Below are 23,299 nucleotides of genomic sequence, written 5' to 3' on the forward strand. Positions count from 1 at the left end.
GATTACCGTTGGTGAACATGAAGATCGCTTTCGTGGGGAAGGGCGGCAGCGGCAAGACCACGCTGTCCTCGCTCTTCATCCGCCACCTCACCGCCAACGAGGCCGCCGTCGTCGCGGTCGACGCCGACATCAACCAGCACCTCGGAGCCGCGCTCGGGCTCGACGACGAGGAGGCCGCGGCGCTGCCCGCGATGGGCGCGCACCTGCCGCTCATCAAGGAGTACCTGCGCGGCACCAACCCGCGGATCGCCTCGACCGAGACCATGATCAAGACGACCCCGCCCGGCCACGGCTCCCGGCTGCTGCGGGTGCGTGAGGCGAACCCGGTGTACGAGGCGTGCGCGCGCCGGGTCGTGCTCGACGACGGCGACATCCGGCTGATGGCCACGGGTCCGTTCACCGAGTCCGACCTCGGGGTGGCCTGCTACCACTCGAAGGTCGGCGCGGTCGAACTGTGCCTGAACCACCTGGTGGACGGGGCGGACGAGTACGTGGTCGTGGACATGACGGCGGGCTCCGACTCGTTCGCGTCCGGCATGTTCACGCGCTTCGACATGACGTTCCTGGTGGCCGAGCCGACCAGGAAGGGCGTCTCGGTCTACCGCCAGTACAAGGAGTACGCCCGGGACTACGGGGTCGCGCTCAAGGTCGTCGGCAACAAGGTGCAGGGCCAGGACGACGTGGACTTCCTGCGCGCCGAGGTCGGCGACGACCTGCTGGTGACCATCGGCCACTCCGACTGGGTGCGCGCCATGGAGAAGGGCCGCCCGCCCCGCTTCGAGCTCCTGGAGGCCGACAACCGGCTCGCCCTGCAGACGCTGCAGAACGCGGCGGACGACTCGTACGGAAACCGGGACTGGGGGCGCTACACGCGGCAGATGGTGCACTTCCACCTGAAGAACGCGGAGAGCTGGGGCAACGCGAAGACCGGGGCCGACCTGGCCGCGCAGGTCGACCCCGCCTTCGTGCTGAGCGAGGCTCTGATCGCCGAGGTCAGTGAGCCGCAGCCTGCCTGACGGCGGGCTGGGGCGCGGCCGGCTTCAGCGGAGCCAGCGGCTTCGCCGGGGCCGCGGGCTGGGCGGCCTCCAGGGCTGCCCAGCCGCCCTTCGGCGCCTCGCCCACCTTCAGCGAGGTGAACTTGGCGAGCACCGCCGGATCCTGGGCGTCGAGCCAGTCGGCGAGCTGGCGGAACGAGACGCAGTGGACGTCGCGCTTCACGCACACCGTCCTGATGGTCTCCTCCACGGCGCGCATGTAGGCGCCGCCGTTCCAGGACTCGAAGTGGTTGCCGACGATCAGCGGGGCGCGGTTGCCGTTGTAGGAGCGGTCGAAGGCCTGGAGGAGGCCGTCGCGCATCTGGTTGCCCCAGTACTCGTGCTGATCGGCGTCACCGGTCTGCGCGTTGGACTGGTTCATGTAGAAGTTGTAGTCCATGGACAGCGTCTCGAAGTCGCGGCCCGGGACCGGCACCAGCTGCATCGACAGGTCCCAGACGCCGTTGTCGTTCTTCTTCGGCCACACCTGGTCGTTGACGGCGCTGGTGTCGTACCGGAAGCCGAGCTGGCCCGCGGCGGCCACGAAGTTCTTGCGGCCCTCGAGACACGGGGTGCGGCCGCCCACGAGTTCCTTGTCGTAGTCGAACGGAAGCGGAGCCTCCGCCTTCAGGCCGGAGTTGGTCTTCCAGTTCTTCACGAAGGACTTGGCCTGCGCGATCTCGCTCTTCCACTCGTCCACCGACCAGGTGCCGACACCGCCGTCGGGCCCGCAGTAGTGGCCGTTGAAGTGGGTGCCGATCTCGTTGCCCTCCTGCCACGCGGCGCGCAGCTGGGTGACGGTGTCCTTGATTCCGTTGAGGTCGTTGAAGCCGATGTCCGAGGTGCCCGCGGAGTGCTTGGGCGCCGTGTACAGCTTCGCCTTGGCGTCCGGGAGCATGTACACGCCGCTGAGGAAGTACGTCATGGTCGCGTTGGACTCCTTGGCGACCTGGCGGAAGTGCGAGAAGAGCTTCTGGCTGTCCTCACCGGCGCCGTCCCAGGAGAACACCACGAACTGCGGCGGCTGCTGCCCCGGCTTCAGCTTCTGGGGCTTGAGCAGGTGCGGCTGGAGCCCGGTGTACGCGGTGGAGCCATCCCCGATGAGGTGCGGGGCGAGGTTGGGGGCGGCGGCGCCCCGGTGACCGACGGGGGCGCCCGGCTTGGTCGGGGCGGGGTCCGAGGAGCAGCCCGCGGCTCCGGCGGCCAGCGCCGCGGCGATGACGCCGACAGCGATCCTCTTCCTGGCGTGCGTGGCGGCGATCATCCGCCCACCTCTTCCTTGCGGTTATGTGCGTTGAATGCCGTCACGGCGCCGCAAAAGTCGCACGCAGACTGAGGGACAACGGCACGACAAGCCGCACGAAAAGCTGCCTATTCACCCCTGAGAGTGAATCGTTGCCCTGAATGCCCCAAATGATACGTAAGCGGCTTTACTCTGCATTACGATTCATTTACCGAGAGTTGAGAATCCCGCCGCTGCACTGCCGTGACCCACGGCCGCGACCCCACGTTCCGCGACCGCGCTGCCCCGGAGGAGACGGGAACCATGCCTGCTTGCGTCCCCATCCGCGCCAAGACCCCAGCTCGCACACCTCGTATCCGGCGCCCGCACCGCCCGGCTCCCCCTGGAGACGGACCCGGGCGCCGCCGCTTCCGCCTCCAGGGCGCCGATCTGTCGGCGTCCATCACCGTCTTCCTGCTGGCCGTCCCGATGTCGCTCGGCCTCGCCGTCGCCATCGACGCGCCGCTGGAGGCCAGCCTCATCGCCGCCGGAGTCGGCGGGATCGTCGCCGGCCTCCTCGGCGGCTCGCCCCTCCTCGTCAGCGGCCCGTCGGCCGGACTGACCGTGGTGTCCGCCGAGTTGATCCAGACGTACGGCTGGCGCACCAGCTGCGCCATCACCGTGTGCGCCGGGCTGCTCCAAGTCGCCCTGGGTTCGCTGAAGACGGCGCGCTCCGCGCTGGCGGTCAGCCCCGCCATCGTGCACGGCACCCTCGCCGGCATCGGCGCCGCCATCGCGCTCGCCCAGCTCCACATCGTCCTCGGCGGCTCCCCGCAGAGCTCCGCGGTGGACAACGCCCTCGCGCTGCCCGGCCAGTTGGCCCACGTAGGCCCGGCCGCGCCGCTCATCGGGGCGCTGACCATCGCCGTGTTCCTGCTGTGGCCCCGCGTTCCCGGGCGGGCCGGAAAAGCATTGCGCAAGGTTCCGGCCGCGCTGGCCTGCGTCGTGGTCTCCACCGGGGTCGCCGCGCTCGCGGCGCCGGGCATCGCCCGGGTCGAACTGCCCTCCTGGGACGCGCATGTGCTGCCCGAGCTGCCGCACGGCCCGGCGCTCGGCATCGTCGCCGCCGTGCTCACGGTGACGCTCGTCGCGAGCCTGGAGTCGCTCCTCTCCGCCGTCGCCGTCGACCGGCTGGCGTCCGAGCGGCCGGGCGCCACCGCCCCGCCGCGCGCCGACCTGGACCGCGAGCTGCGCGGGCAGGGCATCGCCAACGCGGTCTCCGGGCTGCTCGGCGGAATGCCCATCTCCGGCGGCGCGGTGCGCGGCAGCGCCAACGTCCGGGCGGGCGCGGCCGGCCGCGCCTCGACCGTGCTGCACGGCGTGTGGGTGCTGCTCGCGGCCGGGCTGCTCGTCTCCGTGCTCGAATGGATCCCGCTCGCCGCGCTCGCCGCCCTGGTCATGATGGTCGGCATCCAGATGGTCAACTTCGCGCACATCCGCAATGTTCACCAACACCGCGAGTTCCTCGTGTACGTGGCGTCCGTGGGCGGGGTGCTCGTCCTGGGCGTGTTGCAAGGGGTGGTCCTGGGCATCGCGGTCGCCGTGGCCGTCGCGCTGCACCGGCTCGCGCGCACCCGGATCACCGTCCAGGAGGAGGCCGACGGCACCCATGTGGTGCGGGCGCGCGGCCAGTTGACGTTCCTGGCCGTGCCCCGGCTGACCCGGGCGCTCGGCCAGGTCCCCCAAGGGGCCGACGCCATCGTGGAATTGGACGGGTCGTTCATGGATCACGCCGCCTTCGAGGCGCTGCAGGGCTGGCAGGACACCCATCAGGCGCGCGGCGGCGCCGTGAGGATCACCGGGCGCGCCGGGGGCCGGATCGCCGAGCCCGCGTCGAGCGCGTACACCTGCTGCCGCCCGTGGACGCCGTGGCGCAACCACCACTGTCAGGACCGCCCGCCGCAGCGCACCCACCAGCACCAACTGGCCAGCGGGCTGAGCTCGTTCCAGCGCAACACCGCGCCGCTGGTGCGCGACGAGCTGGCCCGGCTCGCCCGCGAGGGCCAGCGCCCGCAGCAGCTCTTCATCACCTGCGCGGACTCCCGGCTGGTCACCAGCATGATCACCTCCAGCGGTCCGGGCGATCTGTTCACCGTGCGCAACATCGGCAACCTGGTGCCGCCGCCGGGCACCGAGGGCGCGGACGACTCCGTCGCGGCGGCCATCGAGTACGCCGTGGACATCCTCCGGGTCGAGTCGATCACCGTCTGCGGGCACTCCGGCTGCGGCGCGATGCAGGCGCTGCTCAACAGCAGCCCCGGTGCGCCGATGACCCCGCTGCGCCGCTGGCTGCGGTACGGGCAGCCGAGCCTGGAGCGGATGGCGAGCCGACGGCACTCCTGGGCCCGGATCGCCGGGCGGCTGCCCGCCGACGCCGTGGAGCAGCTCTGTCTGACCAATGTGGTCCAGCAGTTGGAGCACCTGCGGCGGCACGACTCGGTGGCCCGCGCGCTCGCGGCGGGCACCCTCACGCTGCACGGCATGTACTTCCACGTCGGCGAGGCGCAGGCGTACCTGCTCGCTCCGGACGACCACGCGGAGGTGTTCGAGGGCGTCGGCGTCAACCTCCTTCAGGACACGCGCGCCTGAATCCGCCTCGCTCCTCCGATCGCGTACGGCCCCTCCCGCACGGCTCCCTGCCCGCGGGAGGGGCCGTACGCGCGCCACGCCGATGACCGGCCACTTCTACAGGTCTAAACCAATTTCCTGGAGACTCTTGTCACCCGGCCGCAGGCCTGATGAGCTAGGGCCGGGACACATAGGCACATGAGGACGCCCTGGGAAAGGGAGATGTCGTGAGTAACGAGAGCCTGGCCAACTTGCTCAAGGAGGAGCGGCGGTTCGCGCCGCCCGCCGAGCTGGCCGCGAACGCCAACGTGACGGCGGAGGCGTACGAGCGGGCCGAGGCGGACAGGCTGGGGTTCTGGGCCGAGCAGGCCCGGCGCCTGACCTGGGCCACCGAACCGACCGAGACCCTCGACTGGTCGAACCCGCCCTTCGCGAAGTGGTTCGCCGACGGCAAGCTGAACGTCGCGTACAACTGCGTCGACCGGCACGTCGAGGCCGGCCACGGCGACCGCGTCGCCATCCACTTCGAGGGCGAGCCGGGCGACAGCCGCTCCCTCACCTACGCCGAGCTCAAGGACGAGGTGTCAAGGGCCGCCAACGCCCTGACGGAGCTGGGTGTCCGGGCCGGGGACCGGGTCGCGGTGTACCTGCCGATGATCCCCGAGGCGGCCGTCGCGATGCTCGCCTGCGCCCGGGTCGGCGCCGCGCACTCCGTGGTCTTCGGCGGGTTCTCCGCCGACGCGGTCGCCTCCCGCATCCAGGACGCCGACGCCAAGCTCGTCATCACCGCCGACGGCGGCTACCGGCGCGGCAAGCCGTCCGCCCTCAAGCCCGCCATCGACGAGGCGGTCGCCAGGTGCCCGCAGGTCGAGCACGTCCTGGTGGTGCGCCGCACGGGCCAGGACACCGCGTTCACCGAGGGACGCGATGTGTGGTGGGACGACATCGTCGCCCGCCAGTCGGTGGAGCACACGCCCACCGCCTTCGACGCCGAGCACCCGCTGTTCATCCTCTACACCTCGGGTACGACGGGTAAGCCCAAGGGCATCCTGCACACCTCCGGCGGCTACCTCACCCAGGCCGCGTACACCCACAACGCCGTCTTCGACCTGAAGCCGGAGAGCGACGTCTACTGGTGCACCGCCGACATCGGCTGGGTCACCGGACACTCGTACATCGTCTACGGGCCGCTCGCCAACGGCGCGACCCAGGTCATGTACGAGGGCACCCCGGACACCCCGCACCAGGGGCGGTTCTGGGAGATCGTGCAGAAGTACGGCGTGACCATCCTCTACACCGCGCCGACCGCGATCCGTACGTTCATGAAGTGGGGCGACGACATCCCCGCCAAGTTCGACCTGAGCAGTCTGCGGGTCCTGGGCTCGGTAGGTGAGCCGATCAACCCCGAGGCGTGGATGTGGTACCGCAAGCACATCGGCGCCGACAAGTGCCCCATCGTGGACACCTGGTGGCAGACCGAGACCGGCGCGATCATGGTCTCGCCGCTGCCCGGCGTCACCGAGACCAAGCCCGGTTCGGCGCAGCGGGCGCTGCCCGGCATCAGCGCCACCGTCGTCGACGACGAGGCGCACGAGGTCCCGAACGGCGGAGGCGGCTACCTCGTCCTGACCGAGCCGTGGCCCTCGATGCTGCGCACCATCTGGGGCGACGACCAGCGCTTCATCGACACGTACTGGTCGCGCTTCGAGGGCCGGTACTTCGCCGGTGACGGCGCCAAGAAGGACGACGACGGCGACATCTGGCTGCTCGGCCGCGTCGACGACGTCATGCTCGTCTCCGGCCACAACATCTCGACGACCGAGGTCGAGTCGGCCCTCGTCTCGCACCCCTCGGTCGCCGAGGCGGCCGTGGTCGGCGCCGCCGACGAGACGACCGGGCAGGCCATCGTGGCCTTCGTCATCCTGCGCGGCACCGCCGCCGAGAGCGAGGGCCTGGTCGAGGAGCTGCGGGCGCACGTCGGCTCGGCGCTGGGCCCGATCGCCAAGCCGAAGCGCGTCCTGCCGGTCGCCGAGCTGCCCAAGACCCGCTCCGGCAAGATCATGCGCCGACTGCTCCGCGACGTCGCCGAGAACCGCGAGCTGGGCGACGTCACCACGCTGACCGACTCCTCGGTGATGGCGCTGATCCAGAACAAGCTGCCGAGCGCCGCCAGCGAGGACTGAGCCAGGACAGCCGATCGCAGGGCCCGGCCGGGCTTCGGCCGGGCCCTGCGCGTGTTCCCGTCGGCCCCTGTTCGCGCGCCCCGTGACCGCTATGCCCCTAAAGTGTTGATCACCGGATCCACCCCGCCGCACGCCTCTCCGTAAAGTTAGGTAAAGTAAGCAAAGCGTCAATGACGCGACAAGAACGTCAGGTGCGCCGGGAAGTCTGGTCGGCAACGTGCTCAGTCATGCCCGCCGAACCGACCGGAGGTCGCCCCCGTGGCCACACCCACCCCGCCCCAGCAGAAGTTCCTCCGACGGCTCTCGCTCCCCGAGCGGACCTTCGTCGCGAACGCCCTGCGTGCCGAGACCGTCGGCGGCGTGCTGCTGCTCGTGGCCGCCATCGCCGCCCTCATCTGGGCGAACACGCTGGGTTCGAGCTACGAGTCGGTGCGCGGCTTCCACCTCGGAGTCGGCTCCCTGGGGCTCGACCTCTCCGTCCAGCACTGGGCGGCCGACGGGCTGCTCGCCATCTTCTTCTTCGTCGCCGGCATCGAGCTCAAGCGCGAACTCGTCGCCGGTGATCTGCGCGACCCGAAGGCCGCCGCACTGCCCGTGATCGCGGCCCTGTGCGGCATGGCGGTCCCCGCACTGGTCTACGCGTTCGTCAACGTCCTCGGCGACGGCTCCCTCGACGGCTGGGCCGTACCGACCGCCACGGACATCGCGTTCGCGCTCGCCGTCCTCGCGGTCATCGGCACCTCGCTCCCCTCCGCGCTCCGCGCCTTCCTGCTCACCCTCGCCGTCGTCGACGACCTCTTCGCGATCCTGATCATCGCGGTCTTCTTCACCAGCGGCATCAACTTCGCGGCCCTGGGCGGCGCCGTCGTCGGCCTGGCCGTCTTCTGGCTGCTGCTGAGGAAGGGCGTGCGCGGCTGGTACGTCTACCTCCCCCTCGCGCTCGTCATCTGGGGGCTGATGTACAACAGCGGCGTCCACGCCACCATCGCCGGGGTCGCGATGGGCCTGATGCTCCGCTGCCACCGCACCGAGGGCGAGGAGCACTCCCCCGGCGAGCACATCGAGCACCTGATACGGCCGGTCTCGGCAGGTCTCGCGGTCCCGCTCTTCGCGCTCTTCTCGGCCGGGGTGGGCATCAGCGGCGGCACGCTGGCCGACGTCTTCACCCGGCCCGAGACCCTCGGCGTCGTCCTCGGCCTGGTCGTCGGCAAGGCGCTCGGCATCTTCGGCGGCACCTGGCTCGCCGCCCGGTTCACCAAGGCCGAGCTCAACGACGACCTGGCCTGGCCGGACGTGTTCGCCGTCGCCGCGCTCGCCGGCATCGGCTTCACGGTCTCGCTGCTCATCGGCGAACTCGCCTTCGACGGGCGGCCCACGCTGACGGACGAGGTCAAGGCGGCCGTCCTCGTGGGCTCTCTGACGGCGGCCGTCATCGCCTCCGCCCTGCTCAAGATGCGGGTGCGCAAGTACAAGGCGCTCGTCGAGGACGAGGAGCGCGACGACGACCAGGACGGCATCCCCGACATGTACGAACTGGACAAGCCGGAGTACCACCTGCGGATGGCCGAGATCTACGAGAACAAGGCGGCCGAGCACCGCAGGCTGGCGCAAGTGGCGGGGGCGGGGCGCGACGGCGGCGACAGTCCGGCATGATCTGACAACGGACCTGTTGGACCCGTGGGCCCTGTTCGACCCGTCGGTATTCGAGAGAGATGAGGGAGTCAGCGATGAGCGACCCCAGCCACAACGCCGGCAGCGCCGAGCGCAGCCTCGGCCAGCTGGTCGCCTCCGCGACCGCCGAGATGTCCGCGCTGGTGCACGACGAGATCGCGCTGGCCAAGGCCGAGCTGCGCCAGGACGCCAAGCGCGGCGCGATCGGTGGCCTGGCCATCAGCACGGCCGGGGTGCTCGCGCTGTTCTCGCTGCCCGTGCTGAGCTTCGCGGCGGCGTACGGCATCCACAACCTGGGGCTCGGGCTCGCCTGGTCGTTCCTCATCGTGGGCGGTGCGTTCCTGGTGCTGGCCGCGCTGCTCGGGGTGATCGCCGTGGCCAAGTTCAAGAAGGTGAAGCCGCCGGAGAAGTCCATCGCCTCCGCCAAGGCGACGGCCGCGGCCCTCCAGGGCGTCAAGCCCCACCCGCGTCCGGCCACCGTCGAGGTGACGGTCACGGACACCGGCGCCACTGTGGCACGCTCGTCTGCATGACCGCACCCGATCCCGGTACCGGAAGCCCTGGCGGCACCGGCAGCCCCGTCCGCATCGATGGTCCCTGGACCCATAGGGACGTGGCGGCCAATGGGGCGCGCTTCCACATCGCCGAACTCGGCGAGGGACCCCTGGTGTTGCTGCTGCACGGCTTCCCGCAGTTCTGGTGGACCTGGCGCCATCAGCTGACGGCGCTGGCCGACGCCGGGTTCCGGGCGGTCGCGATGGACCTGCGCGGGGTGGGCGGCAGCGACCGCACCCCGCGCGGTTACGACCCGGCCAACCTCGCGCTCGACATCACCGGCGTCGTACGGTCCCTGGGCGAGCCCGACGCGGCACTGGTCGGTCACGACCTCGGCGGCTATCTGGCGTGGACGGCGGCCGTGATGCGGCCCAAGGTGGTGCGCCGGCTCGTGGTGTCCTCCATGCCGCACCCGCGCCGCTGGCGCTCGGCGATGCTCGCCGACGTCAAGCAGACCTCGGCCGGATCCTACGTCTGGGGCTTCCAGCGCCCGTGGCTGCCGGAACGTCAACTGGTCGCGGACGACGGCGCGTTGGTGGCCCGGCTCGTACGGGACTGGTCGGGCCCGCGCCAGCCCGAGGACGAGGCCGTGGAGACCTACCGGCGCGCCATGTGCATCCCGTCCACCGCGCACTGCTCGATCGAGCCGTACCGCTGGATGGTGCGGTCGATGGCACGGCCGGACGGCATCCAGTTCAACCGGAGGATGAAGCGGCCGGTCCGGGTCCCCACGCTCCATCTGCACGGCTCACTGGACCCGGTGATGCGGACCCGCAGCGCGGCCGGGTCGGGCGAGTACGTCGAAGCGCCGTACCGCTGGCGGCTGTTCGACGGTCTGGGGCACTTTCCGCACGAGGAGGACCCGGTCGCGTTCTCGACCGAACTGGTCAACTGGCTGAAGGATCCGGAACCGGATCGCTGAGTTCCGAGGGCCGCGGGGGAACTGCTGTCCTACAAACGGCCACTTGCCCGGCGCATAGGCCAATTGGCCCCCTCTGAAGCGGTTACCGACCATGGGCCCCGGGCACACGTCGGGGTATGGGCTGGACGCACGACTACGGTGACGCAGCACGCAACCGCCGAACGGCCGCAGGGCCGGTCTCGTACGAGAGGGGCGGCCCGCAGGGGCAGGGGCCACAACACCCCTCCCCCGATTCCCGGGAGGTGGGCATTCCGCGCATTCTGCGCCGCCGGGCCCGCTGGGTCTCGGCCCGGCTGCGGCACGCCCGTACGTAGCGGGCGCGGTGCCTAGTCGGCCCTGAGGTAGCCGAGGCCGGGGTGCGCGCCCCGGTAGCCGTCCAGAAGCCTTCGGGCCACCTGGACGGAGTCGACCAGCGGATGCAGCGCGAAGGCCTTCACCGCCGCCCGCGCCGACCCGCTCGCGGCCGCCTCCAGGACACACCGCTCGACCGCCTTCACCGCGTTGACCAGGCCCGCCTCATGGCCCGTCAGCTGCGACACGGGCAGCGGGCGGGGGCCCGCCGCGTCAACGCGGCAGGGGATCTCGATGACGGCCCGCTCGTCGAGCGCGCGCAGGGAGTTCCCGTTGCGCACGTTCAGGACGAGCGTCGCCGCCTCGTCCCTGGCGATGGCCCGCATGAGGGCGAGCGCCACGTTCTCGTACCCGCCGGACTCCAGGTCGTCGGCCGCGCGCTCACCGGCGCCCGACACGTCCCGGTTCTCCGACATGTACGTGGCCTCGCGCTCGGCCCGCGTGCGGTCCCAGGCCGCCCACACCGACGCGTCGGGGACGGTCTCCGCCGTGGCGTAGAAACGTGCCTGCTGGTCCTTCAGGAAGGCGCCGCGGGTCTGTTCGGCCCGCTGGTAGGCGCTCACCGCCTCGCGGTTGAAGTAGTAGTAGTGCAGGTACTCGTTGGGCACCGAGCCCAGCGAGCGCAGCCAGTCGGCGCCGAACAGCTTGCCCTCCTCGAAGGAGGTCAGCAGCTCGTCCCCCTGCTCGAACAGGCGCGGCAGGACGTTCTTCTCGCCCTCGTACAGCCCGTGCAGCCAGCCCAGGTGGTTGAGGCCCGCGTAGTCCAGGCGCACGGCGTCGGGGTCGGCGCCGATCGTGCGGGCGACCCGGCGGGCCAGCCCCACCGGCGAGTCGCAGATGCCGATCACGCGCTCGCCGAGGTGCTCGGCCATCGCCTCGGTGACCAGGCCCGCCGGATTGGTGAAGTTGATGACCCAGGCCCCGGGGGCGACCGCCTTCACCCGGCGGGCGATCTCCACGGCGACCGGCACCGTGCGCAGCCCGTAGGCGATGCCGCCCGCGCCGACCGTCTCCTGCCCGAGGACGCCTTCGGCGAGCGCGATCCGCTCGTCGGCGGCCCGGCCCTCCAGACCTCCGACGCGGATCGCGGAGAACACGAAGTCGGCGCCGCGCAGCGCCTCGTCGAGGTCGGTGGTGGTGCGCACCCGGGGCGCGTCCTCGATTCCGTACGCCCGGTCGGCGAGGACCCTGCCGATCGCGTGCAGCCGGGCCCCGTCCAGGTCGTACAGGACCACCTCGGTGACGCGCCCGGGCGCGTGGTCGCGCAGCAGGGCGCCGTACACCAGCGGGACGCGGAAGCCGCCGCCGCCGAGGATCGTCAGTCGCATCGCAGCCTTCTCGTCAGGGGGTCATAGGGCGCACTGCTGGCTGTCGACCTGCTGGCTTGCCGTGCGGCCCTGCTGAATGTCGGCCTGGATCTCGTCGGCGGTCAGCGCGTATCCGGTGTCCGGGTCGTCGAGCGACTTCGCGAAGACCACCCCGTACACCTTGCCCTCGGGGGTCAGCAGCGGGCCGCCGGAGTTGCCCGGCCGGACCGTGGTGAACAGCGAGTAGACGTCGCGGCGGACGGTGCCGCGGTGGTAGATGTCCGGCCCGTTGGCGCTGATGCGGCCGCGGACGCGGGCGGAGCGGACGTCGTAGGGGTGGTCCTCGGGGAAGCCCGCGACGATCGCGCTGTTGCCGCTGCGGGCGTCGGTGGAGGTGAACTGGAGCGGCGGCGCCTTCAGGTCCGGCACGTCGAGCACCGCGATGTCACGCCGCCAGTCGTAGAGCACGACCTTCGCGTCGTACGTACGCCCCTGACCGCCTATCTGGATGGTCGGCTCGTCGACGCCGCCCACCACGTGCGCGTTGGTCATGACACGGCGGTCGGCGAACACGAAGCCGGTGCCTTCGAGCCGCTTGCCGCAACTCGGTGCCATGCCGACGACCTTGACGATCGACTTCTTGGCGGTGGCCGCGACCGGGCTGCCCGCGAGCTTCGGGTCGGGCGCCTGGACCTCGGTGATCGACTCGTTCGAGAACGGCGTGAAGACCTGGGGGAAGCCGTTCTGCGCGAGGACCGAGGAGAAGTCGCTGAACCAGGTGGACGCCTGGGGCGGCATCACGTTGGAGACCCCGAGCAGGATCTTGGAGTTGCGGACCTCCTTGCCCAGCGTCGGCAGGGCCGTCCCGGCCAGCGCGGAACCGATCAGCCACGCGACGAGCAGCATGGCCACCACGTTCACCAGGGCGCCGCCCGTGGCGTCCAGGGCTCTCGCCGGCGACCAGGTGATGTACCGGCGCAGCTTGTTGCCGAGGTGCGTGGTGAAGGCCTGGCCCACGGAGGCGCAGACGATCACGATGACGACCGCCACGACGGCCGCGGTCGTCGAGACCTGGGACTCGTTGGTCAGCTGGTCCCAGATGACCGGGAGCAGGTACACGGCGATGAGACCACCGCCGAGGAACCCGATCACCGACAGGATGCCGACGACGAAGCCCTGGCGGTAGCCGACGATCGCGAACCACACGGCGGCGACCAGCAACAGGATGTCCAGCACGTTCACGGGCCCAGCCTGTCACGCGTGCCAGTCGAGCGGCACCCGCTTGGCTCGGTCCCAGGGGCGCTCCCAGCCCGCGTAGTGCATGATCCGGTCGATCACACCGGCCGTGAAGCCCCAGACCAGCGCCGATTCGACCAGGAATGCCGGACCTGCGTGGCCCTTCGGGTGAACGGCGGTCGCGCGGTTGGCCGGGTCCGTGAGATCCGCCACGGGCACCGTGAACACGCGGGCCGTCTCCCCGCTGTCGACCGCCCGCACCGGTGTCGGCTCGCGCCACCAGCCCAGCACGGGCGTCACGACGAAGCCGCTGACCGGGATGTAGAGCCGGGGCAGCACGCCGAAGAGCTGCACACCGGCCGGATCGAGCCCGGTCTCCTCCTCGGCCTCGCGCAGCGCGGCCCGCAGCGGCCCCGTGGTGGCCGGGTCGCCGTCCTCGGGGTCGAGGGCGCCGCCCGGGAAGGAGGGCTGGCCGCCGTGCGAACGGAGCTGGCTGGCCCGCTCCATGAGGAGCAGCTCGGGGCCGCGCGGGCCGTCGCCGAAAAGGATGAGCACCGCGGACTGCCGCCCGTCACCGCTCTCCGGCGGCAGGAACCGGCTCATCTGCTCGGGCTCGACGGCTTCGGCGGCCCGGGCGACCGGCTCCAGCCAGTCGGGCAGCCCCTCGCTGGTCACGACGAGGTCGCCCGCACTCACGCCAACTGGGCCCCCGCCCGGACGGGGGCGGTCGGTGGTCGCGGTGCCGGTTGCCGCTGCGCCCGGGTCCGGGCGGCCGGGGGGCCGGGTCGTGGCGGCACCCGGGGCCGCCGTGGTGTCGGGGGCGGAGTGTCCGGCGGCGTCCGGGGCGGGTACGCCTATGCCGCGCGCGGTACCGGGCCCGGCGGGCTCGCCGTTCGCGGCATGGGCGTGGCCGGGACCGCCGACGCGACCGCTCGGGCCGCCGGTGCGGCCCCGGTCGGCGCGGCCCACCGGGCCGCCGACGCGGCCGAGGCCCTCGATCCCGCTCAGATCACCGTCGTACGTCTCGCTCGTGTGCGTCATCTGCACCCCCGTCGTTCATCGTCCACAACGCCTGTGCCGGTCGCTTTCGTTCCGGCCGGCCTCAGCGTCCGCCTTCCGGGTGACGTCAGCCCGCTCCGAGCGGCGGCGCGGGCCGCCCCGGGTAGTCCGGCGGCGGGCTCAGCCGCTGGCCCGGGAGACCGCCCTTCTCGTACTTGAGCAGCTTGCTCGCCTTCTCGGGGTCGGTCTCGCCCTCGCCGTACGACGGGCACAGCGGCGCGATCGGACAGGCGCCGCAGGCGGGCTTGCGGGCATGGCAGATGCGACGGCCGTGGAAGACGACCCGGTGCGAGAGCATCGTCCACTCGCTCTTCGGGAAGATCGCGCAGATCTCGGCCTCGACCTTCTCCGGGTCCTGCTGCTCGGTCCACTTGAAGCGGCGCACCAGCCTGCCGAAGTGGGTGTCGACAGTGATCCCCGGTACCCCAAAAGCGTTGCCCAACACGACGTTCGCGGTCTTGCGGCCGACCCCGGGGAGCTTGACCAGGTCCTCCAGACGGCCCGGCACCTCGCCGCCGAACTCGTCCCTGAGGGCGGTCGCGATCCCCATGATCGACTTGGTCTTGGCCCGGAAGAACCCGGTGGGCCGGATGATCGCCTCGACGTCCTCGGGGTTCGCCGCCGCGAGGTCCTCGGGCGTCGGGTACGCCGCGAACAGCCCCGGCGTCGTCTGGTTGACCCGGAGGTCGGTGGTCTGCGCGGAGAGCACGGTGGCGAGGAGCAACTCGAACGGGTTGCGGAAGTCCAGCTCGGGATGGGCGTACGGATAGACCTCGGCGAGCTCCCGATTGATCCGGCGCGCCCGGCGCACCATCGCGACACGCGACTCGGGCTTGGCGGCCGAGCCCTTGGACGCCGCCACCTTGGCCGCGGACGCCTTGGCCGCGGACGCCTTGGCCGCGGACGTCTTGGCGGCGGGTTTACCCGTGGCCTGCTCCGCGGCGGCGGAACTCACCCGCGCGGCCTTCTTCGCGGGCTCGGCGGCCCGCTTCCGGGGCTTGGCGGCCCTCTTCACGGGCTCCTTCGCCGCGGACGCGGGCTGTTCGCCCACAGCGGAATCGTTCTCTGCGGACACTCTTCCAGCCCCCCTGGCCTGCGCTCTCACCGGCGAATTGGACACCCGGCCAGCCTAAAGCCCGGCACCGACATCCGCCCCGGCCACAGCGAATCAGCGCCCCAATCGGCCCCCTGACTCACGGTCCGGCACTCCAGTACGTCATCCTTGTGATTGATCGCACTGTTTAGACCGTCCGGCAAAATGGGGAGCACGCTCCTCTGATACCGGTCGACAAGGAGAGATTCGTGGACGACGTTCTGCGGCGCGCCCCGCTCTTCGCGGCGCTCGATGACGAGCAGGCCGCGGAGCTCCGCGCCTCGATGAGTGAGGTGACGCTCGCCCGTGGCGACGCCCTCTTCCACGAGGGCGACCCCGGCGACCGCCTGTACGTGGTCACCGAGGGCAAGGTGAAGCTGCACCGCACCTCACCCGACGGCCGGGAGAACATGCTGGCGGTCCTCGGCCCCGGCGAGCTCATCGGCGAGCTGTCCCTCTTCGACCCCGGCCCGCGCACCGCCACCGCGACCGCGCTGACCGAGGTCAAGCTGCTCGGCCTGGGCCACGGCGACCTTCAGCCCTGGCTGAACGCCCGCCCGGAGGTGGCCACGGCCCTGCTGCGCGCCGTCGCCCGCCGCCTGCGCAAGACCAACGACCAGATGTCCGACCTGGTCTTCTCCGACGTTCCGGGCCGTGTCGCCCGCGCGCTCCTCGACCTGTCGCGCCGCTTCGGCGTGCAGTCCGAGGAGGGCATCCACGTCGTGCACGACCTGACGCAGGAAGAGCTGGCCCAGCTGGTCGGCGCCTCCCGCGAGACGGTCAACAAGGCGCTCGCCGACTTCGCCCAGCGCGGCTGGCTGCGCCTGGAGGCCCGCGCGGTCATCCTGCTGGACGTGGAGCGCCTGGCGAAGCGCTCGCGCTGAGCGACGCCGCTCACGGCGGCCGCCGCCGCCCACGCGCCTGAGGGGCCGGTCCACGCAGGACCGGCCTCTTTCGCATGGGCGGCGGACCTCGGTGGAGGATGCCGAGCGGCATGTCGAGCAGCACGTCGACGGGCTGACGGCGCATGGACGCGTGGGCGCATGGACGCATCGCGATGGGGCCGTGTCCGTGAAGGTACCGCCCGGCGCTCGCGCGCGCCGGACAGCACGGAAGGGGACACGGAACGAACCGTGAGGGCAGCCGATTGAACGGATACAACGGATACATCGAGCGCGAGGGGTCGCTCCGGCTGGTGCAACCGGAGTTCCGGCCCGTCGTCGCCGCCCTCTGCGACCAGGTGGAGCGCCGCTTCGGCGCGCGCCTGCACAGTGCGTACCTGTACGGGTCCGTGCCGCGCGGCACCGCACGTCCCGGCCGGTCCGACCTGGATGTGCTGCTCGCGCTGCACGAGGAGCCCACCCCGGCCGACCGGGCTCAGGCACAGGCCGTCGCAGTGGAACTGGACGCCGGGTTCGGTGTGATCGACGGTGTCGGAATGCTGCTGTTCGGCCGGAACGTGCTGCTGAGCGAGTTGGAGCGGTACGACCTCGGCTGGTTCGTGGCCTGCCTGTGCACCCCGCTGCTCGGGGACGACCTCGCCGAGCACCTGCCGCGCTACCGGCCGACCTCAATGCTCGCCCGGGAGACCAACGGCGACCTCGGCGACGCCTTGGCACGCTGGCGTCGGCAGGCGGCCGAGGCCACCGACGACACCCAGCTCCGGTCACTCGTGCGCGGCGCTTCGCGCAAGATCGTGCGGACCGCGTTCACGCTCGTCATGCCGCGGCACGGCGGCTGGACCAGCGATCTGGCGGAGCAGGCGGAGGTCTTCGGCCGCTACTACCCGGACCGGGCCGAGCAGTTGAGAAAAATTGCCGCGCTGGCCGGGAACCCGGTGGCGGACCGGTCCGTTCTCGAGATGTACACCGAAGATCTCGGGCCGTGGCTCGCCGCCGAATTCCTCACGGTCCATGGCGCCAAGACGCCGCGTCCGTACGAGAGTTGAGACCCACCTCGCCCAACTCTCCTCTGCGGAACGCCGAGTTCACAGCTCGCCGAGTTCACATCCCGGGGAAGGCCTCCGACCCACCCTCCCCGCGGGTCGAGCCATGACCCTGAACTGAGCCCGGGCCAAGGGCCCAGGGTCGTCAGATAAGGCCGTGCTCGCGCAGATACTCGAGCTGCGCGCGCACCGACAGCTCGGCAGCCGGCCACAGCGACCGGTCGACGTCCGAGTAGACCAGGGCCACCACATCCGCCGCCGTGAGGTGGCCGTTCTCCACCGCCGTCTCCACCTGGGCGAGCCTGTGGGCGCGGTGGGCCAGATAGAACTCGACGGCACCCTGCGCGTCGTCGAGCACCGGGCCGTGCCCCGGCAGGACGGTGTGCACGCCGTCGTCGACCGTCAGCGAACGCAGCCTGCGAAGGGAGTCGAGATAGTCGCCCAGGCGGCCGTCGGGGTGGGCCACGACGGTCGTGCCGCGCCCCAGGACCGTGTCGCCCGTCAGGACGGCTCGGTCGGCGGGCAGATGGAAGCAGAGCGAGTCCGCGGTGTGGCCCGGGGTGGGCACCACCCTCATCTCCAGGCCGCCGGTGGTGATGACGTCGCCCGCGGCGAGGCCCTCGTCACCCAGGCGCAGGGCCGGGTCCAGGGCGCGCACGGGGGTACGGGTCAGCTCCGCGAAGCGGGCCGCGCCCTCGGCGTGGTCGGGGTGCCCGTGGGTGAGCAGGGTCAGCGCGACCCGCTTCCCCGCCTTCTCGGCCGCCGCGATGACGTGACTGAGGTGCGCGTCGTCGAGCGGCCCGGGGTCGATGACGACGGCCAGGTCGGAGTCGGGCTCGGCGACGATCCAGGTGTTGGTGCCGTCCAGGGTCATCGCGGAGGCGTTGGGCGCGAGGACGTTGGTCGCGCGGTCGGTCGCCGGGCCCGAAAGGACCCCGCCGCGCGGCTGCCCGGGAAGAGCGGCGGCATCACTCATACGGCACCTCCAGGGGTGACGGAGTCGGTGGTCACCTGGGCAAGCCTCGCGGAACGGGCCAGGGTGCGGTGACCGCGCCTCGCGAGGCCGTCCCGCGCGAGGCCGATGAGGGTGGCGGCGGGGTTCGTCACGGTCGGCCCTCTGCCGGGATGTGCTTGGTGAACTCGTCGTGGCCCGGCCAGCTCAGGACGAGTTCCCCGGTGTCGGTCAGGCGGGCCTGGGCGAGTACGGGGGTCAGATCGCGGTCGGCGGAGGCCGCGAGGGCCTCGGCCGCGGTGGCGTACGGAAGGAGGTCACGCAGGGTCGAGATGGTCGGCGGCATCATCAGGAGCTCGCCCTTGTCGTAGCCGGCGGCGGCTTCGGCGGGGCGGATCCAGACGGTGCGGTCGGCCTCGGTCGAGGCGTTCCGGGTGACCTGGCCCTCGGGGAGCGCGGCGACGAAGAACCAGGTGTCGTAGCGCCTGGGCTCGAATTCCGGGGTGATCCAGCGCGCCCAGGCGCCGAGCAGATCGGAGCGAAGCACCAGGCCGCGCCGCTCCAGGAACTCGGCGAAGCTCAGGGCGCGGGTCACCAGCGCCTGGCGGTCGGCCTCCCAGTCGTCGCCCGTGGTGTCGCCGACGACGGTGGCGGCGTCGGGGCCCGCGAGGAGGACGCCCGCCTCCTCGTAGGTCTCGCGCACCGCGGCACAGACGATGGCCTGGGCGGAGGCGGGGTCCGTGCCGAGGCGTTCGGCCCAGGTCTCGCGGGACGGACCGGCCCAGCCGAGCTGGGCGTCCTCGGCGTCGCGGGGATCCACGCCGCCGCCCGGGTATGCGTACGCGCCCCCGGCGAAGGCCATGGAGGCGCGTCTGCGCAGCATGTGCACGGTGGGGCCGGAGTCCGCGCCGACCGCCCCGTCCCGGAGCAGCATCACGGTCGCGGCCCGCCGCGGCTCGACCGCGATGAGCTCGCCTGCGGTTAGGGCACGGATGCGGTCCGGCCACTCCGGCGGGTACCACTGACCATTGGGCATGGGCGGATGCTACGGGGTGGCGTGCGGATGTTCGAGGGGGTCCGTGTAGGTGACATCCCTTTGACACGCACAGCCGAACAGAAACCGGCGTCTGTCATCCGACAGCAGCCACCCACCGGCCCACATCTGTCGACTGACACTCGTGAGGTATCAGCCGACAGATATCACCCGCCAGCCACCGACCGACCGACCAGCAGCCAGCAATCAGCAATCAGCAATCAGCGGTCAGACGTCAGCGGCCAACAATCAGCGGCCGGTCGTCAGGCGCCGGGCGTCAGACGGCAGACAGCAGACAGCAGACAGCAGACAGCCAACGATCAGCAGTCAGCGATCCGCGATCCGCGGTCAGCGATCAGCACCTGGCCTCACGCCTCGACGAGCTCCACCTGGATCTCGACCTCGACCGGGGCGTCCAGGGGCAGTACCGCGACGCCCACCGCGCTGCGGGCGTGGACTCCCTTGTCGCCGAGGACGGCGCCGAGGAGTTCGCTGGCGCCGTTGATGACGCCGGGCTGGCCGGTGAAGTCGGGGGCGGAGGCCACGAAGCCGACGACCTTCACGACGCGCGCGATGCGGTCCAGGTCGCCCGCGACGGACTTGACCGCGGCGAGCGCGTTGAGGGCGCAGGTGGCGGCCAGTTCCTTGGCCTCCGTCGGGGTGACCTCGCCGCCGACCTTGCCGGTGACGGGCAGCTTGCCCTCCACCATGGGGAGCTGACCGGCGGTGTACACGTACACCCCGGACTGCACGGCGGGCTGGTACGCGGCGAGCGGCGGGACGACCGACGGAAGGGTCAGGCCCAGTTCGGCCAGCTTGTCTTCGACGGCACTCATGCCTGCTTCTCCCGCTTCAGGTAGGCCACCAGCTGCTCGGGGTTGTTCGGCCCGGGGACGACCTGGACCAGCTCCCAGCCGTCCTCGCCCCAGGTGTCCAGAATCTGCTTGGTCGCGTGCACGAGAAGGGGCACGGTCGCGTATTCCCACTTGGTCATGGGCCCGACTGTAGCCGCTGGCCGACGCCCGCTCGCGCGGGCGCCTTACGCGGACCACATGCGTGAGCCGTGGGCGGACTGGTTAGGCTCGAAGGTGTGAGCAGGCTCCAGGTCGTCAGCGGCAAGGGCGGTACCGGCAAGACCACGGTCGCCGCAGCACTCGCGCTCGCCCTCGCGACGGAGGGCAGACGCACGCTCCTCGTCGAGGTCGAGGGCAGACAGGGCATCGCGCAGCTCTTCGAGACGGAGGCCTTTCCGTACGAGGAGCGCAAGATCGCGGTCGCGCCCGGCGGCGGGGAGGTGTACGCGCTGGCCATCGACGCCGAGCGGGCCCTGCTCGACTACCTCCAGATGTTCTACAAGCTGGGCGGCGCGGGGCGGGCGCTGAAGAAGCTCGGCGCGATCGACTTCGCCACCACCATCGCGCCGGGCGTGCGCGACGTGCTCCTGACCGGCAAGGCCTGCGAGGCGGTGCGCCGTAAGAACAAGCAGGGTGGGTACGCGTACGACTACGTCGTGATGGACGCACCGCCCACCGGGCGCATCACCCGCTTCCTCAACGTGAACGACGAGGTGGCCGGGCTCGCGAAGATCGGCCCGATACACAATCAGGCCCAGGCCGTCATGCGGGTCCTCAAGTCTCCCGAGACGGCGGTGCACTTGGTGACGCTGCTGGAGGAGATGCCCGTGCAGGAGACCGTGGACGGGATCGCCGAGCTGCGGGGCGCGGAGCTCCCGACGGGCAAGGTCATCGTGAACATGGTCCGGCCGCACGTCCTGGACGGGGCGGCACTGCGCGGGGTCACGGGCGACCGGCGCAAGGAGGTCGCCAAGGCGCTGACACGCTCCGGGGTGACCGGCTCGGCGAAGCTGGTGACGCCGCTCCTGGAGCAGGCCTCCGAGCACGCGGAGCGGGTGGAGCTGGAGCGCGAACAGCGGTCAGTGCTGGCCGAGTTGGGGCTCCCGACGTACGAACTGCCGCTGATCGGCGAGGGAATGGATCTGGCCGGGCTCTACCGCCTGGCCTCGGAACTGCGCAAGCTCGGGGTGGGTGAGTGACTTTGGACGCGGCCGAGCCGCTGGCGATCGATCCGCTGCTTGACGATCCGGGCACCCGCATCATCGTGTGCTGCGGCTCGGGCGGGGTGGGCAAGACAACTACCGCCGCCGCCTTGGGAGTTCGCGCCGCCGAGCGCGGCCGGAAGGTCGTGGTGCTCACCATCGACCCGGCCCGCAGGCTGGCCCAGTCGATGGGGATCGACTCGCTGGACAACACCCCGCGCCGGGTCAAGGAGGTCCGGGGCGAGGGCGAGCTGCACGCCATGATGCTCGACATGAAGCGGACCTTCGACGAGATCGTCGAGGCGCACGCGGATCCGGACCGGGCCAAGGCGATCCTGACGAACCCGTTCTACCAGTCCCTGTCGGCCGGTTTCGCGGGCACGCAGGAGTACATGGCGATGGAGAAGCTGGGGCAGCTGCGGGCCAGGGACGAGTGGGACCTGATCGTGGTCGACACCCCGCCCTCGCGCTCCGCGCTCGACTTCCTGGACGCGCCCAAGCGCCTCGGGTCGTTCCTTGACGGCAAGTTCATCAAGCTGCTCATGGCACCCGCGAAGATGGGCGGCCGGGCCGGGATGAAGTTCCTCAATGTCGGCATGTCGATGATGACCGGCACGCTGGGCAAGCTGCTCGGCGGCCCTTTCCTGCACGACGTACAGACCTTCGTGGCGGCCATGGACACGATGTTCGGCGGGTTCCGGACCAGGGCGGACGCCACCTACCGGCTGCTTCAGGCGCCGGGCACCGCGTTCCTCGTCGTCGCCGCGCCGGAACGGGACGCGCTGCGCGAGGCGGCGTACTTCGTGGAGCGCCTCGCCGCCGATGACATGCCGCTGGCCGGGCTCGTACTCAACCGTGTGCACGGCAGCGCGGCCGCCCGGCTCTCGGCCGAGCGGGCCCTCGCGGCGGCGGAGAGCCTGGAGGAGCTGCCGGACCCGCCCGGGGCACCGGACCTTCCGGATCACGCGGAGGCGGATCCGGACCATCGTGCGGAAAATCTTGACGACCGTCGCATTGTGGATCAGAAGGCCGGGAAGGCTGGAGATCGTGGCCCCAGCGATTCCTCTCCCGGCGCTGGCGCCGAACCCGGTGACGGCGCGGTCGAGTCACCGGCCCGTTCCCGTACGGCGGACGATGCCCGCGCAGCCGATGGGAGCGCTGACCAGGCTGACCAGGATTCCGTGGAGCGGCTGACCGCCGGGCTCCTGCGGCTGCACGCCGAGCGGATGCAGGTGCTCGCGCGTGAACAGCGGACGCGCGACCGTTTCACCGCGCTCCATCCCGAGGTGGCGGTCGCCGAAGTGGCCGCCCTGCCCGGTGACGTGCACGATCTCGAAGGACTGCGGACCATCGGGGACCGGCTCGCGGCCGGTGGTGCCCCGGCCGGAGCTGCCTGATCCTCCGACCTCGTCAGCCCGCTGCCGCGTACGCCTCGTCTCCGAAGGAATGCCGGTAGTCGTACTCCGACTCCTCCTCCGCGCACACGGGCAGGATTCCCGTGCTGCGCTCGTACTCGGTGCGCGCTGTTTCGAGGAGGCGGTGCCAGGAGGTGACGGTGGGGCGCCTGCGCAGGAGTGCGCGCCGCTCCCGTTCCGTCATTCCGCCCCACACGCCGAACTCGACGCGATTGTCGAGCGCATCGGCCAGGCACTCGGTCCGCACCGGGCAACCGGTGCACACCGCCTTGGCCCTGTTCTGCGCTGCGCCCTGTACAAACAGTTCGTCCGGATCGGTAGTGCGGCAGGCTGCCTGCGCACTCCAGTCGGTTACCCAGCCCATGCCGGCGCCGTCCTCTCCCGAATCGAGGCTCCCCCACGGCGGCAGCGGCATATTCACCGCTGCCAGTTGAGGACGTTACGGAAGGTGGGCACAGCGCAACACCCCCGTCGGGCCCAATCTTGAATGGTCCGAACGGACTATGCGTACGCGGCAGATCACCCAACGGAGTGAGCCGAGGACATGCGTGACCAATCCGAAATAACGGGACGAATCAGCTGAGTCACAACGGACGCCAGACGACGCATGAGGCGCAATCGGACACCAACCGGGTTG

Annotated in this window: 22 protein-coding genes; 11 read left to right on the plus strand and 11 right to left on the minus strand. The window is 71.2% G+C overall.

The genetic code is table 11. From position 1 onward, the window contains the following. The first annotated feature begins 17 nt into the window (after positions 1-17). Positions 18-1,016, plus strand: a complete 999-nt coding sequence (locus tag AC07F3_RS12625; protein ID WP_479113263.1) for an ATP-binding protein — start codon at positions 18-20, stop codon at positions 1,014-1,016. Here the strand turns inward: AC07F3_RS12625 and AC07F3_RS12630 are convergent. Next, positions 994-2,298 carry a polysaccharide deacetylase family protein gene (locus AC07F3_RS12630; protein ID WP_479113265.1) on the minus strand — a complete coding sequence of 435 codons (1,305 nt, stop codon included), beginning with the start codon at positions 2,296-2,298 and terminating at the stop codon, positions 994-996. The two genes, AC07F3_RS12625 and AC07F3_RS12630, sit on opposite strands and share 23 nt — an antisense overlap. A 282-nt stretch (positions 2,299-2,580) precedes the next feature. On the opposite strand from AC07F3_RS12630, the gene AC07F3_RS12635 reads away from it, so the two are divergent. From AC07F3_RS12635 to AC07F3_RS12660, 6 genes are all read left to right on the plus strand, one after another. Then, positions 2,581-4,905 (plus strand): bifunctional SulP family inorganic anion transporter/carbonic anhydrase, encoded by a 2,325-nt coding sequence (locus AC07F3_RS12635; RefSeq protein WP_479113267.1) that lies wholly within the window; start codon positions 2,581-2,583, stop codon positions 4,903-4,905. A 206-nt stretch (positions 4,906-5,111) separates the two neighbouring features. Beyond that, positions 5,112-7,067, plus strand: a complete 1,956-nt coding sequence (gene acs, locus AC07F3_RS12640; RefSeq protein ID WP_479113269.1) for an acetate--CoA ligase — start codon at positions 5,112-5,114, stop codon at positions 7,065-7,067. A 258-nt stretch (positions 7,068-7,325) separates the two neighbouring features. Then, a complete protein-coding gene (gene nhaA, locus AC07F3_RS12645; RefSeq protein ID WP_479113271.1) occupies positions 7,326-8,720 on the plus strand; it encodes a Na+/H+ antiporter NhaA in 1,395 nt (464 codons plus the stop codon). 74 nt (positions 8,721-8,794) lie between these two features. Next, complete coding sequence (locus AC07F3_RS12650; RefSeq protein ID WP_479113273.1) at positions 8,795-9,271, plus strand: phage holin family protein; 477 nt, start codon at positions 8,795-8,797, stop codon at positions 9,269-9,271. After that, entirely contained in the window at positions 9,268-10,215 is a 948-nt protein-coding gene (locus tag AC07F3_RS12655) for an alpha/beta fold hydrolase (RefSeq protein WP_479113275.1), read from the plus strand. The genes AC07F3_RS12650 and AC07F3_RS12655 overlap by 4 nt, the downstream gene beginning before the upstream one ends. A gap of 116 nt (positions 10,216-10,331) precedes the next feature. Next, a complete protein-coding gene (locus AC07F3_RS12660; protein WP_479113276.1) occupies positions 10,332-10,529 on the plus strand; it encodes a hypothetical protein in 198 nt (65 codons plus the stop codon). Positions 10,530-10,541: 12 nt separating this feature from the next. Here the strand turns inward: AC07F3_RS12660 and AC07F3_RS12665 are convergent, their stop codons facing one another. The 4 genes from AC07F3_RS12665 to nth all read right to left on the minus strand — a co-directional run bounded on the left by AC07F3_RS12665 (position 10,542) and on the right by nth (position 15,219). Then, entirely contained in the window at positions 10,542-11,894 is a 1,353-nt protein-coding gene (locus tag AC07F3_RS12665) for a 6-phospho-beta-glucosidase (protein WP_479113278.1), read from the minus strand. Positions 11,895-11,915: 21 nt separating this feature from the next. Beyond that, on the minus strand, positions 11,916-13,115 hold the full coding sequence (locus tag AC07F3_RS12670; RefSeq protein WP_479113280.1) for a MarP family serine protease: 1,200 nt from the start codon (positions 13,113-13,115) through the stop codon (positions 11,916-11,918). 12 nt (positions 13,116-13,127) lie between these two features. Further along, on the minus strand, positions 13,128-13,805 hold the full coding sequence (locus AC07F3_RS12675) for an NUDIX hydrolase (RefSeq protein WP_479114032.1): 678 nt from the start codon (positions 13,803-13,805) through the stop codon (positions 13,128-13,130). A 430-nt stretch (positions 13,806-14,235) separates the two neighbouring features. Then, positions 14,236-15,219 (minus strand): endonuclease III, encoded by a 984-nt coding sequence (gene nth / locus AC07F3_RS12680; RefSeq protein WP_479113282.1) that lies wholly within the window; start codon positions 15,217-15,219, stop codon positions 14,236-14,238. Between the two features lie 251 nt (positions 15,220-15,470). Here nth and AC07F3_RS12685 point away from each other — a divergent pair, with 251 nt between their 5' ends. Both AC07F3_RS12685 and AC07F3_RS12690 read left to right on the plus strand, forming a co-directional pair. Continuing rightward, complete coding sequence (locus AC07F3_RS12685; protein WP_017947815.1) at positions 15,471-16,145, plus strand: Crp/Fnr family transcriptional regulator; 675 nt, start codon at positions 15,471-15,473, stop codon at positions 16,143-16,145. A 263-nt stretch (positions 16,146-16,408) separates the two neighbouring features. Further along, positions 16,409-17,209 (plus strand): nucleotidyltransferase domain-containing protein, encoded by an 801-nt coding sequence (locus AC07F3_RS12690; protein WP_479113284.1) that lies wholly within the window; start codon positions 16,409-16,411, stop codon positions 17,207-17,209. A 142-nt stretch (positions 17,210-17,351) separates the two neighbouring features. On the opposite strand, the gene AC07F3_RS12695 is transcribed toward AC07F3_RS12690, so the two are convergent. From AC07F3_RS12695 to AC07F3_RS12715, 5 genes are all read right to left on the minus strand, one after another. Further along, complete coding sequence (locus tag AC07F3_RS12695) at positions 17,352-18,182, minus strand: MBL fold metallo-hydrolase (protein WP_479113286.1); 831 nt, start codon at positions 18,180-18,182, stop codon at positions 17,352-17,354. Further along, positions 18,179-18,313, minus strand: a complete 135-nt coding sequence (locus AC07F3_RS12700) for a hypothetical protein (RefSeq protein ID WP_479113288.1) — start codon at positions 18,311-18,313, stop codon at positions 18,179-18,181. The genes AC07F3_RS12695 and AC07F3_RS12700 overlap by 4 nt, the downstream gene beginning before the upstream one ends. Next, positions 18,310-19,194: an NUDIX hydrolase gene (locus tag AC07F3_RS12705; protein WP_479113290.1), complete on the minus strand. Its 885-nt coding sequence runs from the start codon at positions 19,192-19,194 to the stop codon at positions 18,310-18,312. Before AC07F3_RS12705 ends, AC07F3_RS12700 begins: the two co-directional genes overlap by 4 nt. A 365-nt stretch (positions 19,195-19,559) precedes the next feature. Further along, positions 19,560-20,027 carry a RidA family protein gene (locus AC07F3_RS12710; protein WP_479113292.1) on the minus strand — a complete coding sequence of 156 codons (468 nt, stop codon included), beginning with the start codon at positions 20,025-20,027 and terminating at the stop codon, positions 19,560-19,562. Then, positions 20,024-20,185: a Sp36 family protein gene (locus tag AC07F3_RS12715; RefSeq protein ID WP_003975360.1), complete on the minus strand. Its 162-nt coding sequence runs from the start codon at positions 20,183-20,185 to the stop codon at positions 20,024-20,026. Before AC07F3_RS12715 ends, AC07F3_RS12710 begins: the two co-directional genes overlap by 4 nt. A 96-nt stretch (positions 20,186-20,281) precedes the next feature. Here AC07F3_RS12715 and bagA point away from each other — a divergent pair, with 96 nt between their 5' ends. Both bagA and bagB read left to right on the plus strand, forming a co-directional pair. Beyond that, entirely contained in the window at positions 20,282-21,244 is a 963-nt protein-coding gene (gene bagA / locus AC07F3_RS12720) for an ATPase BagA (RefSeq protein WP_479113294.1), read from the plus strand. Then, complete coding sequence (gene bagB / locus AC07F3_RS12725; RefSeq protein ID WP_479113296.1) at positions 21,241-22,644, plus strand: ATPase BagB; 1,404 nt, start codon at positions 21,241-21,243, stop codon at positions 22,642-22,644. The genes bagA and bagB overlap by 4 nt, the downstream gene beginning before the upstream one ends. Positions 22,645-22,657: 13 nt before the next feature. Here the strand turns inward: bagB and AC07F3_RS12730 are convergent, their stop codons facing one another. Next, the gene (locus AC07F3_RS12730; RefSeq protein ID WP_189390014.1) at positions 22,658-23,026 is read right to left on the minus strand and encodes a WhiB family transcriptional regulator; all 369 of its coding nucleotides are present in this window, start codon (positions 23,024-23,026) and stop codon (positions 22,658-22,660) included. Positions 23,027-23,299: the final 273 nt, after the last annotated feature.

The organism is Streptomyces sp. NPDC045846, from assembly GCF_056431605.1.